The 12985-nt window shown below is 71.9% G+C and carries 8 protein-coding genes and 4 pseudogenes; 3 read left to right on the forward strand and 9 right to left on the reverse strand.

The genetic code is table 11. The annotated features are described in order from the left end of the window. Nucleotides 1-206 precede the first annotated feature (206 nt). Together ABZV31_RS02200 and ABZV31_RS02205 are read right to left on the reverse strand one after the other, a co-directional pair. A complete protein-coding gene (locus tag ABZV31_RS02200; RefSeq protein ID WP_355886868.1) occupies nucleotides 207-830 on the reverse strand; it encodes a DUF305 domain-containing protein in 624 nt (207 codons plus the stop codon). Next, nucleotides 827-1495 carry a DUF3105 domain-containing protein gene (locus ABZV31_RS02205; RefSeq protein WP_355886871.1) on the reverse strand — a complete coding sequence of 223 codons (669 nt, stop codon included), beginning with the start codon at nucleotides 1493-1495 and terminating at the stop codon, nucleotides 827-829. The genes ABZV31_RS02200 and ABZV31_RS02205 overlap by 4 nt, the downstream gene beginning before the upstream one ends. A 116-nt stretch (nucleotides 1496-1611) precedes the next feature. Here ABZV31_RS02205 and ABZV31_RS02210 point away from each other — a divergent pair, with 116 nt between their 5' ends. Further along, nucleotides 1612-2085, forward strand: coding sequence for an Rrf2 family transcriptional regulator (locus ABZV31_RS02210; RefSeq protein ID WP_355886873.1), 474 nt, complete (start codon nucleotides 1612-1614; stop codon nucleotides 2083-2085). Here ABZV31_RS02210 and ABZV31_RS02215 read toward each other — a convergent pair. Then, nucleotides 2043-2599 (reverse strand): annotated as a pseudogene (locus tag ABZV31_RS02215) (hemin transporter); the annotation flags it as partial. The gene ABZV31_RS02210 and the pseudogene ABZV31_RS02215 sit on opposite strands and share 43 nt — an antisense overlap. Nucleotides 2600-2980: 381 nt before the next feature. On the opposite strand from ABZV31_RS02215, the gene glnA reads away from it, so the two are divergent. Further along, a complete protein-coding gene (gene glnA / locus ABZV31_RS02220; protein ID WP_355886876.1) occupies nucleotides 2981-4342 on the forward strand; it encodes a type I glutamate--ammonia ligase in 1362 nt (453 codons plus the stop codon). Nucleotides 4343-4774: 432 nt separating this feature from the next. Here glnA and ABZV31_RS02225 read toward each other — a convergent pair whose 3' ends face one another. The 5 genes and pseudogenes from ABZV31_RS02225 to ABZV31_RS02245 form a co-directional block, all read right to left on the reverse strand. Beyond that, nucleotides 4775-4891 (reverse strand): DUF6415 family natural product biosynthesis protein, encoded by a 117-nt coding sequence (locus ABZV31_RS02225; RefSeq protein ID WP_355887569.1) that lies wholly within the window; start codon nucleotides 4889-4891, stop codon nucleotides 4775-4777. Between the two features lie 7 nt (nucleotides 4892-4898). Then, a pseudogene (locus tag ABZV31_RS02230) lies at nucleotides 4899-5555 on the reverse strand (TolB-like translocation protein); the annotation flags it as partial. After that, nucleotides 5552-6830 (reverse strand): annotated as a pseudogene (locus tag ABZV31_RS02235) (MFS transporter). The pseudogenes ABZV31_RS02230 and ABZV31_RS02235, both read right to left, overlap by 4 nt. Nucleotide 6831: 1 nt before the next feature. Then, complete coding sequence (locus ABZV31_RS02240) at nucleotides 6832-7707, reverse strand: alkaline phosphatase family protein (RefSeq protein WP_355887572.1); 876 nt, start codon at nucleotides 7705-7707, stop codon at nucleotides 6832-6834. A 158-nt stretch (nucleotides 7708-7865) separates the two neighbouring features. Next, a pseudogene (locus ABZV31_RS02245) lies at nucleotides 7866-8378 on the reverse strand (pyridoxamine 5'-phosphate oxidase family protein). 130 nt (nucleotides 8379-8508) lie between these two features. On the opposite strand from ABZV31_RS02245, the gene ABZV31_RS02250 reads away from it, so the two are divergent. Then, nucleotides 8509-11505, forward strand: a complete 2997-nt coding sequence (locus ABZV31_RS02250) for a bifunctional [glutamine synthetase] adenylyltransferase/[glutamine synthetase]-adenylyl-L-tyrosine phosphorylase (protein WP_355886879.1) — start codon at nucleotides 8509-8511, stop codon at nucleotides 11503-11505. A 583-nt stretch (nucleotides 11506-12088) separates the two neighbouring features. Here the strand turns inward: ABZV31_RS02250 and ABZV31_RS02255 are convergent. Continuing rightward, nucleotides 12089-12949: a phosphatase PAP2 family protein gene (locus ABZV31_RS02255; RefSeq protein WP_355886882.1), complete on the reverse strand. Its 861-nt coding sequence runs from the start codon at nucleotides 12947-12949 to the stop codon at nucleotides 12089-12091. Between the last annotated feature and the right edge of the window lie 36 nt (nucleotides 12950-12985).

A 12985-nucleotide genomic window follows, 5' to 3' on the forward strand; every position in this document is an offset into this window, starting at 1 on the left:
CTGCGATGCGGTTCGCATGTAACGCAATGAGTGGTCGGTCGTCGGCGATCCGCGTGGAGCCCGCGGCGGCAAGAGCCCGTCAATGGATCACACGATGGGGGTCACTCTTTCGATGAACCGTTCATGCCAGGGGAATGCGTAAGCCAAGAGAAGCCCAAGGAACCGTCAGGCTGGGTGAACTGAGGCTTTCATCCTTACGGCGGGTGTTACGAACGGGGCGTGGCGCCGCGCGCCTTGAGCATGTCGGCCATGAGCCGGATCTCCGACTGCTGGGCGTCGACCATGCCCTGCGCGAGCTTCTTCTCCACGCCGACCGTGCACTTGGCGACACAGCCCTCGGCCATGTGGATGCCGCCCTTGTGATGGTCCGTCATCAGCTGGAGGTAGAAGACCTCGGCCTGCTTGCCGCTGAGTTCGCCCAGCTTCTTCATCTCGGCGTTGGTCGCCATGCCCGGCATCAGCGCGCCGTCCTTGCCGGAGGCCATGTCGCCCATGCCCATCCACGTCATCGGCGGATCCGCCGACACCTTCGGCAGCCCCCACAGGTCGAGCCAGCCCAGCAGCATGCCGCGCTGGTTGGCCTGCGTCTGCGCGATGTCGTATGCAAGGCGGCGCACTTCGGCGTTGCCGGTGCGGTCGCGCACGATGTACGACATCTCGACCGCCTGCTGGTGATGGACCGCCATGTCCCGGGCGAAACCGGCGTCCGCGGAGTCCGCGGCGGGCGTCCTGGCGCCGGAGCCGTCGTCCTCGGCGACTGCGTACGTGATCGCCCCGGCCGCGACGAGCGCTGCCGCGGCGGCCCCGGCGATCAGCCCGATGTGCCTCACTGGGACAGCCCGCCGGTGCAGGCGGCGCCCGGCTCCGGCGTCTGTGAGCCCTGGACGAACTGGGCGAAGAACTTGTCGACGTTCGGGTCGCTCGCGCTCGTCACCGTGCGCTGGTGCGCCCAGGCGCTGAGCACGATCGGGTCCTTCTGGTCCTCGACGGGGCTCATCAGGGTGTACGGCGTCTTCTTCACCTTCGCCGCGAGCGCGGCCACGTCCGCCTTGGACGCCTTGCTGTTGTACGTCACCCAGACCGCGCCGTGCTCCAGCGCGTGCACGGCGTTCTCGTTCCGGACCGGCTTGGTGTAGACGTCGCCGTTGCAGTTCTGCCAGACCGGGTTGTGGTTGCCGCCGACCGGGGGCTCCATCGGGTACGACACGGCCTTGGTGGTGTGGGTGCGGCCCAGGGTGCCCTTCCAGGTCTTCACGCCGTCCGCGCCGGTGACGAAGTGGCCCGCGCCCTTGGAGTCGCTCGCCGCGGCGGTCTTGTCGCCGCCGGACCGGGAGTGGACGAGGACCACGCCGCCGACGACGAGACCGGCGACGACGACCACGCTCGCCGCGACGGTCAGGATCCGGTTGCGGCGCTCCCGGGCGCGCTCGGCGCGGCGCATCTCCTCTATGCGCGCCTTGCGCTCGGCGGAGCCGGTCTTCTGGGCGGAACCCATGGCGGAGTCCTTTTGGGGGAAGGGGCAGTCGGGTTTGCTGATCGTAGTGCGACGGCAGGGGTTCGTGTGAGGCCGCCGATAATTTGAAGCGGATGCGCATTATCTAGGCTCGCGGCATGCGGCTGTTGCGCTCCACCGACCTGGCACTGCGCGTCCTGATGCGGCTTGCCGTCGTGGGCGAGGCGAACCCCACGACCCGGGACGTCGCGGCGGACATGGACGTGCCGTACACGCACGCCGCAAAGGTTGTCGCCGAACTGACGCACATGGGCCTGCTCACGGCCCGGCGCGGCCGGGGCGGGGGGCTCGCGCTCACCGAGCAGGGGCGTACGGCGTCGGTGGGCGCCGTGGTGCGCGCCTTCGAGGGGGAGGGTGACGTCGTCGACTGCGAGGGCGCCACGCCCTGCCCGCTGAATTCGGGCTGCCGGCTCCGGGGTGCCCTGCGCCGGGCCCAGGAGGCGTTCTTCGCCTCGCTGGACCCGGTGACCGTGGCGGACATCGTCGCGGAGCCGACCGGGCCGCTGCTGCTGGGGATCTCGACGGCCCCTCACGCCCTCGCCAGCCACAGGTCCGGCCCGAACACCTCGTAGTGGATGTCGGCCGGGGCCACGCCCTTGTCGATCAGCTGGGCCCGCACCGCCCGCATGAAGGGCAGCGGACCGCACAGGTACGCGCGCGTGCCCGAGGCGATCGGCAGGGACGCGAGGTCGACGCGCCCCGCGCGGGTGCCCGGTTCGGCACTTTCCTCGTACCGCGCACGGCCGCGTCCGGCAGCTTGGCCGCGTACGCCTCGTGATCGGCGCGCAGGGCGTGGTCGACGGGGGAGCGGTCGCCGTGCACCACGGTGACCGGGGCCCGGTGCCCGGTCTCCGCCAGCTGCGCCAGCATCGCGATCATCGGGGTGACGCCGATGCCCGCGGAGGCGAGCAGTAGGAGCGTGTCGGGTCGAGGACCAGGTCGCCGTACGGCTCGGACAGCTCCAGGGCGTCGCCCTCGCGCACGCGCGCGTGGAGGTGATTTCGAGACCTCGCCGTCGGGCGTCGCACCGCCGTGCACGCGCTTGACGCTGAACTGCCGGACCGTCGCGCCCGGTGCCCTGGACAGGCCCCGCGCCGACGGCGGGGAGGGTGGCGCGGACGGTGGCTGCGGACTGCTCGGACAGCATCGGGACTCCTGGGACTCCTGGGACTCCTGGGACCGACTGATCGACTGCCCGCGCACGGTATTAAATCTTGCATTTGAGATGCACATTAAGAGGCGTGGGGGGCGATCGGGATCGGCCATTACGGATGTCGGTGCGAGCAGGCAAGATGGGCGGCAGAGCAGTACACCTGCCGGACGCGAGAGGTTCGCACCGAGGACGGCCGGGCGATCATGGTCCGCAACACGCATGAAATGGTGTTGTGGTGGGATGCTCAGGTGCCCGACCGCCTCCCGCGGTACCGGAGACAGGCGGCCTGACCAGCAAGGATGGGGAAGCGGAAGATGGACAAGCAGCAGGAGTTCGTGCTCCGGACGTTGGAGGAGCGCGACATCCGGTTCGTACGCCTGTGGTTCACGGACGTGCTGGGCTTCCTCAAGTCCGTGGCCGTGGCGCCGGCCGAGCTGGAGCAGGCCTTCGACGAGGGCATCGGCTTCGACGGCTCCGCCATCGAGGGCTTCGCGCGGGTCTACGAGTCCGACATGATCGCCAAGCCCGACCCCTCCACCTTCCAGGTCCTGCCCTGGCGCGCCGAGGCCCCGGGCACGGCCCGCATGTTCTGCGACATCCTCATGCCGGACGGCTCCCCGTCCTTCGCCGACCCGCGCTACGTGCTGAAGCGGGCCCTCGCCCGCACCTCCGACCTGGGCTTCACCTTCTACACCCACCCGGAGATCGAGTTCTTCCTGCTGAAGGACAGGCCGCTCGACGGCTCGCGTCCGACGCCCGCCGACAACTCGGGGTACTTCGACCACACCCCGCAGAACATCGGCATGGACTTCCGCCGCCAGGCGATCACCATGCTGGAGTCGATGGGCATCTCGGTGGAGTTCTCCCACCACGAGGGAGCCCCCGGCCAGCAGGAGATCGACCTGCGCTACGCCGACGCCCTCTCGACCGCGGACAACATCATGACCTTCCGCCTGGTCATGAAGCAGGTGGCGCTGGAGCAGGGCGTACAGGCGACGTTCATGCCGAAGCCCTTCTCCGAACACCCCGGCTCCGGCATGCACACGCACCTGTCGCTGTTCGAAGGTGACCGGAACGCGTTCTACGAGTCCGGCGCCGAGTACCAGCTCTCCAAGGTCGGCCGCTCCTTCATCGCGGGCCTGCTCAAGCACGCGGCGGAGATCTCCGCGGTCACCAACCAGTGGGTCAACTCCTACAAGCGCATCTGGGGCGGCTCCGAGCGCACGGCGGGCGCGGGCGGCGAGGCGCCGTCGTACATCTGCTGGGGCCACAACAACCGCTCGGCGCTGGTCCGCGTGCCCATGTACAAGCCCGGCAAGACGGGCTCGGCTCGCGTCGAGGTCCGCTCCCTCGACTCCGGCGCGAACCCGTACCTGGCGTACGCCGTCCTCCTGGCCGCCGGTCTCAAGGGCATCGAGGAGGGCTACGAGCTCCCGCCGGGCGCCGAGGACGACGTCTGGGCGCTTTCCAACGCCGAGCGGCGCGCGATGGGCATCGAGCCCCTCCCGCAGAACCTCGGCGAGGCCCTGACCCTCATGGAGAGCAGCGACCTGGTCGCCGAGACCCTCGGCGAGCACGTCTTCGACTTCTTCCTGCGCAACAAGCGCCAGGAGTGGGAGGAGTACCGCTCCGAGGTGACGGCCTTCGAGCTGCGGAAGAACCTGCCGGTGCTGTAGCGCTCCCGCTGGGCGGGACGGGGGAGTACCCGGCCCTCAGGGGGCATGGGGATGGCGCGCCTGTGCAGCGCGGCAGCTTCCCCACCTGCGGGTGGCTTGGCGGCGAGACCCGTCCCGCCGGTAGTTTTCTGTACTCGGGCGGGACGGGCACGCATACGGGCGGCCCGGACCGGACGCGGCCGTTACGGGCCCTGTCACTGGGACAGGAGGAGGCTCACGCGATCGCGTGAGCGGCCCGGTATGCCTCATGCAGCCGGGATGCCTTGGCGCAGCCGTCTGCCGTGAACTTGCAGTCGGAGCAGCCCGCGCAGTGGACCAGCCACGCTCGGAACGCCGTCCGTTCGGGCGGCTCGCTGAGGGGCTCGGCTTCGTGCCTGTGGGCCGCGCCCGGCCGGGTGCCGTGGCGTTGCCCGTCGATACGGACGCCCACCATCAGCCTCCGCCCAGATTCTCGTAGTGGTCGCACAGAGCGGTCAGACATCGGGCGAGTCTCTGCGCGTGCGCGATCTCTGCGGGCAGCCCGTGACCGGGCTCGGCCCCCAGACGCATGCGGTTTCGTTGCCAGCGTCGCGTAGAAGGTGCGGTCGTCCGACGCGAACGTCACGCCCCAGAAGTTGATGTCCGGGGCCCGGTAGGCGTGGCCGTCCTTGATGATCCGGAACGTCTCCAGGGACGGGATCAGCCTGCCCGTCCTGACGTCCACGATCGCCGCCCGGGTCGAGAAGTCCGTGCCCGCGTACGAGTCGCCGCCCACGAACGCCGTCCAGGCCGCGAAGTGGCCGCTGGGGGACACCCGGGCGCGGGAGGGGATGCCGGGGACGTCGTAGCTGGCCCTCACCTTCAGTCGGGCGTCGAGGATCACCGCGCGGTACGTGTCCGAGACCGCGCCGTGCACCGCCTGCAGGCACACCCCGGTGCCCGAAGCGGTATGGAAACGCAGGCACTTGACGCCCGAGGCGGTGCGCGGGCCCGAGGGGTCCGACGCCGGGACCGTGGTCAGTTCGTCGCGGTGCGAACCCCACGCCATGTTGCGGAACACCATCCGGCCGCGGGCCGTCAGGGTCACCCGGCCCGAGGTGACCCTCGGGCCGCCGGCCTGCGTCTGGTCGCGGCGGTCCGCTCGGGCCGAGGCGTGCAGCACCGACGCCACCGCGACCGCCGCCAGGAGGACGAGGGCCGACAGCAGGACCAGGATGCGCGTACGTACCGTCATCTTGCGTTCTCCCGGGTCGGGCGCAGTGTCAGCGAGAAGGCCGCGCACACGGCCGGCGCCACCGTCGACGCCATGAGCGCCGTACGGTCGCCCCACACCGTCCAGGCGGCCCCGAACCCCAGCGAGCAGGCGAACCGCGCCAGCGCCTGCCCCGTCTGCACCAGCGCCAGCCCGGACGAGCGCAGTTCCTGCGGCACGCTGTCCGAGGCCGCCGCCATCAGCACCCCGTCGGTCGCCGCGTAGAAGCCGCCGTGCAGCACGAGGACCGCGTACGGCAGGGCCGTGCCGTGCCAGGAGGTGAGCAGCAGCGCGTAGGCGAGGAGCAGCGCCGCGTGGCCCGCCAGGAAGACGCGTCGGCGGCCCACCCGGTCCGCCAGTCGGCCCAGCGGCACGGCCAGCAGCAGGAACGCGGCCGCCGTGCCCAGCGGCAGCAGCGCGAACCAGCGGTCGGGGACGCCGAGGCGCCGTTGCAGCAGCAGATAGACGAAGGAGTCGCTGACCGTCGCCAGGCCCAGCAGCAGCGCGCAGACCGCTGTGCGGCGCAGATCACGGCGGCGCAACAGGGCGAGTGCGGCGCGCAGCGTCGGCCGCTCACCGGAGTCGGTCCGCTCCACGCGCCCGCCCGGTACGAACAGCACCAGGACCAGCACCCCGACCGCGGCCACGCAGAAGCTCACCGTGAACACCGCGTCGTACCCGTCCACCGTGGCTCGCAGGATCCAGAACGCCACCAGTGGCCCCAGCAGCGCCCCCGCCGTGTCCATCGCGCGGTGCACTCCGAAGGCGCGGCCCCGCGTCTCCGGTGTGCTCGACAGGGAGATCAGTGCGTCGCGGGGTGCCGTGCGCAGGCCCTTGCCCGTGCGGTCGGCGGCTAGGATCAGGCCGATGGGGGTGAGGGAGTGGGCGACCAGCAGCAGCGGCTTGCAGAGCGCCGAGATGCCGTAGCCGAGCCCCGCCACCCCCTTGTGCCGGCCCCCGCCCCGGTCGGCGAGGTGGCCCCCGGCCAGTCGTACGACCGCCGAGAAGCCGTTGTAGATGCCGTCGAGCAGACCGAAGCCCAGCGGGGGACAGGCCCAGGCCCGCCACCAGGTACAGCGGGAGTACCGACGTCACCATCTCCGACGACACGTCGGTGATCAGGCAGACCGTGCCGAGCGCGAGGACCGTGGGGGCGACCGCGGCGCGGCGCCGCCCGGCGGGGGGCCGGACGGCGCCGTCCGCGGACGCCGGCGCCGGAGTACCGGGGGTACTGGCGCGGCTGTCCGCCACGTACATCTCAGGACGCCCAGATGCCGGTGATGCCCTGGGCGGAGGCCGCGTTGCCCGCGTGCGTGGTCAGGCCCTGCGTGTCCTCCAGGGTGCGCAGCAGGTCGTAGTGGTTGTACGTAGTGGAGCTGCTTGACCCGGGCGTCACCGGCTGGCCGTACAGGACCGTCGGGATGCGGTTGCCGCTGAGCCGGTTGTCCTCGTCGAAGGTGACGACGAGCAGGCTGTTGTGGGTCTTGGCCCAGGTGGCGTACGCGCCGAGGTTGTTCTGCAGCCAGGTGTCACCGGTCGACACCGAGCAGCCGTGCATGTCGCTGCACAGGTTGGGGACCACGAAGGACAGCTGCGGCAGCGTCGAGTAGTCCGTCGGGAACTGGGCGAAGGTCTTGGCGCTCGACGTCGGTACGTTGCTGAAGCCGAACCAGGGGTTGTGCTTGCGGGCGTAGGTGCCGCTGCTGCATGTCGTCGAGCCCTGGCTGGGCAGCGACTCGTTGTAGCTGGCCCAGGTGCGGCCCGCGGCGATCAGCTCGGAGGCGAGGTTCGGGGCGGAGGAGAAGCCGGGGGTGTAGCAGCTGTTGTCCGTGATGCCCTGGGTGGAGCCGGAGAACATCGCGAAGTAGTTCGGCTGGCTCGGGTGGGTCTCGGCGTACGACTGGGTGAGGTTGGCGCCGCCGGACTTGAGCGAGTTGATGTACGGGGCGCTGGAGGAGCCGATCACCTGGCTGTAGGCGTGGTTCTCGAAGACCACGACGACCACGTGGTCCGGGGTCGGGACCCCGGCCGCGGCCTGCGCGGCCGGGGAGCCGCCGAGGCCGGTCCACAGGCCGACTGCGGCGGCCGCGAGGGCGACTGCGGACGCCAGGGCGGTACGGCCGCGGCGGAACACTGACTTGCCAGAACTGCCGGACACATCAACCTCCGGTGGGGAGGGGCGGGGTCGGCGGTGCGGACAGAGCATGCACACGCCAAGATTCCCGCCCCCCACGGCGGTCAACCCGGCGGATGAAGACCGGGTGAACTACTGCTCCTCCTGCTCGGCCGCCGTCAGCCGAACCGACAGCGCGTCTGGCTGAACCCCTCCCCCTTTCCGAAGCCGAAAACCGTGCGGGGTGCCACCGCGAAGACCAGGGCGTTCCCCGCACCGTGGTGGAACTGCCCGTCCCCCACCTCGTAGTGCCAGAAGGGGCCGTACTTGCGCTCCCACGCCCCGGCCAGCGCGCGCAGCCGGTCGTCGTCGGTCACCCGGACCGCCTCGCCCTCGACCACCAGGTCGTAGCCCTCGTCCAGGTGCTGGTGCCGGTCGTCAGTACCACGTGCGGGTTCCGCTCGAGGTTGCGGGCCTTGCGTTCCCCGGGGCCGGTCGAGAAGTGCAGGGCGCCGTCCGCCCACACCGCGATCAGCGGGGTGACGTGCGGGTGGCCGTCGGGCCGGACCGTCGACAGCCAGTACTGCTCGGCGCCGGCCAGCCCGCTCCTCGGCCTCGGGCCAGGGCGTCGGGACGGTGCCGGGGCTGCTGTAGCGCGGGTCGAGACGGGTCTGTGGTTCCCTGTCCGTCATCTGCTTCTCCCTTCGAGGCAGGGCGGGCCGCGCACGCCGGCGGAAATCGTCGCCGCCACCCCCGGGGCCGTCGCCGGTCACTCCGGCTAGGCTCTGGCCAGGACGAGCTTGATCCGACGGGAGGCCGGGGATGACGGCGCCGGGGCGCAGGAGCAGTACCTTCACGCGGCTGCTGCGGCACGGCTTCACCGATCCCTCGGCCGCCGAGCGGCTCCTGGAGAGCCCCGAGCTCGCCCCCGTCAGGGACGACCCGGTGCTGCTGGAGGCACTGGGCGCGACCGCCGATCCGGACCTCGCGCTGCGCGGACTCGTCCGGCTGCTGGAGGCACAGCCCGCCCCGACGGCCCGGCGCGAGCTGCTCGACACGGTGATAGCGGCCAAGCCGCTGCGCGACCGGCTGCTCGGCGTGCTCGGTGCCTCCGCCGCGCTCGGCGACCACCTCGCCCGGCACGCCGGCGACTGGCGCGTGCTCGTCACCTACGAGCCGCAGGACCTGCACCCGGGGGTGGAGGAATTCGAGCGGGGGCTCGCGGAGGCCACCGACCCCGTCTCGCTGCGCGTCGCCTACCGGCGCTGCCTGCTGTCCATCGCCGCCCGCGACGTGTGCGGCACCACCGACGTCGCCGAGACCGCCGCCGAGCTCGCCGACCTCGCCACCGCCACCCTGCGCGCCGCGCTCCGCCTCGCCCGCGCCGCCGCGCCCGACGACGTCGCGCTGTGCCGGCTCGCGGTCATCGCGATGGGCAAGTGCGGCGGCCATGAGCTGAACTACGTCTCCGACGTCGACGTCATCTTCGTCGGCGAGGCCGCCGAGGGCGCCGACGAGGGCAAGGCCCTGCGCGCCGCGACCCGGCTCGCCTCGCACATGATGCGGATCTGCTCCGAGACCACAATCGAGGGCTCCATCTGGCCCGTCGACGCCAACCTGCGCCCCGAGGGCCGCAACGGCCCGCTGGTGCGCACCCTCAGCAGCCACGTCGCCTACTACCAGCGGTGGGCCAAGACCTGGGAGTTCCAGGCGCTGCTCAAGGCCCGCCCGGTGGCCGGCGACCTGGACCTCGGCGCGGAGTATGTCGCCGCCCTCGAACCGATGGTCTGGACGGCCGCCGAGCGCGAGAACTTCGTCGCCGACGTGCAGAAGATGCGCCGCCGCGTCGTCGAGAACATCCCCGCCGCCGAGGTCGAGCGCGAGCTGAAGCTCGGCCCGGGCGGCCTCAGGGACGTCGAATTCGCCGTGCAGCTACTGCAGTTGGTGCACGGGCGCACCGACCCCTCACTGCGCAGCCGCACCACGCTCGACGCGCTGAAGGCGCTGGCGGCGGGCGGCTACGTCGGCCGCGTGGACGCCGTCCAGCTCGACGAGGCCTACCGCTTCCTGCGCTCCATGGAGCACCGCATCCAGCTCTACCGGCTGCGCCGCACCCACCTCGTCCCCGAGGACGAGGCCGACCTGCGCCGCCTCGGCCGCTCCCTCGGCCTGCGCACCGACCCGGTCGCCGCGCTCACCCGCGAGTGGAAACGGCACACCGGCGTCGTACGGCGCCTGCACGAGAAGCTCTTCTACCGGCCGCTGCTCGACGCGGTCGCCCAACTCGCCCCCGGCGAGGTGCGGTTGAGCCCCGAGGCGGCCCGTGAACGCCTGGTCGCCCTCGGCTACGCCGACCCGGCCGCCGCCCTGCGCCACCTGGAGGCGCTGGCCTCGGGCGTCACCCGCAAGGCCGCCATCCAGCGCACCCTGCTGCCCGTCCTCCTGGGCTGGTTCGCGGACTCCGCCGACCCGGACGCGGGCCTGCTCAACTTCCGCAAGGTGTCGGACGCGCTCGGCAAGACCCCCTGGTACCTGCGGCTGCTGAGGGACGAGGGCGCCGCGGCCGAGAATCTCGCCCGCGTGCTGTCGGCAGGGCGACTCGCCCCCGACCTGCTGATGCGGGCGCCCGAGGCCGTGGCGCTGCTCGGCGACGGCGACGGCGGCGGGCTGGAGCCGCGGGGACGGGCCCAGCTGGAGCAGGAGATCCTCGCCGCCGTCGGCCGCGCGGAGAGCGCCGAGCAGGGGGTCACGGCCGCCCGCGGCGTACGGCGCCGGGAACTGTTCCGTACGGCCGCCACCGACATCGTCGGCTCCTACGGCACCGAGGCCCAGCCGGCCGAGGCCGACCAGGGCGCGCTCGTGGACCGGGTGGGCAGCGCGGTGTCGGATCTGACGGCGGCGACGCTGGCGGGCACGCTGCGTGCGGTCGTGGGCGAAGGGTGGGGTGAGACGCTGCCGACCCGGTTCGCGATCATCGGCATGGGCCGGTTCGGGGGGCATGAGCTGGGCTACGGGTCGGATGCGGACGTGCTCTTCGTGCACGAGCCGCGGGAGGGGGTCGACGAGCGGGAGGCCTCGGAGGCGGCGAACCGGGTCGTCGCCGAGATGCGGCGGCTGCTGCAGATTCCGAGCGCGGATCCACCGCTGCTGATCGACGCGGATCTGCGGCCCGAGGGCAAGTCGGGGCCGCTGGTGCGGACGTTGAAGTCGTACGAGGCGTATTACCACCGGTGGTCCCTGGTGTGGGAGTCGCAGGCCCTGTTGCGGGCCGAGCCCGTCGCCGGGGACGAGGATCTGGGGCGGCGGTTCGTCGAGCTGATCGATCCGTTGCGGTATCCGGCGCGGGGGCTCGGCGAGGACGCGGTACGGGAGATCCGGCGGCTGAAGGCACGGATGGAGGCCGAGCGGCTGCCGCGCGGCGCCGATCCCAAGCTGCACACCAAGCTCGGGCCGGGTGGGTTGTCCGACGTGGAGTGGACGGTGCAGCTGTTGCAGCTGCGGCATGCGTGGGCCGAGGCGGGGCTGCGGACGACGCGGACACGGGAGGCGTTGGCGGCCGCGCGGGGCGCCGGGCTCATCTCCGAGGAGAACGCCTCGATACTCGACGAGGCGTGGGTGCTGGCCACTCGGGTGCGGAACGCCGTGATGCTCGTGCGGGGGCGGGCGGGGGACACGTTTCCTGCGGATCCGCGGGAACTGGCCGCCGTGGGGCGGTACTTGGGGTACGGGCCGGGGCACGTGGGGGACATGCTGGACGCGTACCGGCGGACCGCGCGGCGGGCTCGGGGGGTCATGGAGTCGTTGTTCTACGGAATGTGAGCCCCGGCCTCCGGCGGTGGCCGCCAGTGCGCCTGCGGGTGCGTGGTGGGGTAGGGCCGTGGCCGCGTCGGGGGCGTGGTGGTGCGGTTGCCTTCGGCGGTTGGGCCCGTGTGCCTGCGGGTGGGTGGTGGGGTCGGGGCGTGGCCGCGTCGGGGCCGTGGTGGTGCGGTTGCCCTCCGGTGGTTGGGCCCGTGTGCCTGCGGGTGCGTGGGGGGCGGGGCCACGGTGCCTACGGGTGCGTGGCTGGGTCGGGCCGTGGTGGTGCGTCGAGCCCGCCGCCCCTCCGGACGGGCGTACCGCTGCCCGCTGCCTGGGCTGGGCTGGCTGGGCTGGGCAGAGACGAAGTACACGCGGCGGCGGGCCGCTACGCACCCCCACGGCCCGCTCCCGCCGTCGCGCGGCTGCCGCCCTCGTCGTGGCGCGCCTGCCTCTAGGCCGGCCTGCGTCCCGTACCAGCCGTCGCGTGGCTGCCGGTGCGGTACTTCGCAGCGCCGGGCGCCGGTCCGGTCGCCCCGGAGTCAAGGGGACCGGTCGCCCCGGAGTCAAGGGATCCGGTCGCCCCGGAGTCAAGGGAACCGGCGCCCTATGCCTTGGTCGGCAGCAACGCCCCCCGCGTCCCCCGCACCGGCGCCAGCCGCGGCAGGGCGTGCGGCAGGGCGCCGAACCACACGCGGGCCACGGTGAAGCCGAAGGACAGGCACAGGACGCCGCCCACCGCGTCCAGCCAGAAGTGGTTGGCGGTGGCGACGATGACCACCAGGGTCGCCGCCGGGTAGAGCAGGCCCAGGACGCGGACCCACGGCACCTTGGCCAGGGCGAAGATCGTCAGACCGCACCACAGGGACCAGCCGATGTGCATCGACGGCATCGCGGCGTACTGGTTCGACATGTGTTTCAGGTCGCCGGAGGCCATCGAGCCCCAGGTGTGGTGGACCTGCACCGTGTCGACGAAGTCGCCGCCGTTCATCAGCCGGGGTGGCGCCAGCGGATACAGGTAGTAGCCGACCAGGGCCACGCCCGTCGTGGCGAAGAGCGCCAGACGGGTCGCCGCGTAGCGGCCGGGGTGGCTGCGGAAGAGCCACACCAGCACACCCAGCGTCACCAGGAAGTGCAGTGTCGCGTAGTAGTAGTTCATGCCGATGATCAGCCAAGTCACCGAGTTCGCGGCATGGTTGACCGACTGTTCGACGGCGATGCCGAGCCCGTGCTCCGTGCGCCAGATCCAGTCGGCGTTGCGCAGCGCCTCGGCCTTCTGTTCCGGGACCGCGTTGCGGATCAGCGAGTACGTCCAGTAACTCACCGCGATCAGCAGGATCTCGAACCACAACCGGGGTCGGCCCGGGGCGCGCAGCCGGCGCAGCGCGCTCTGCCCGGCTTCCTCCGCGACGGGGTGCGGAACGGCCTCTTCCGGCCCTTCCAGTCGCGTCACGGTCGTGTCACCCATAGGCACAGAGTCTGCCAGAAAAGCGTTCTTCCCCCG

Source organism: Streptomyces sp. NPDC005202 (assembly GCF_040608235.1).
In the GTDB taxonomy this organism is placed as follows: domain Bacteria; phylum Actinomycetota; class Actinomycetes; order Streptomycetales; family Streptomycetaceae; genus Streptomyces.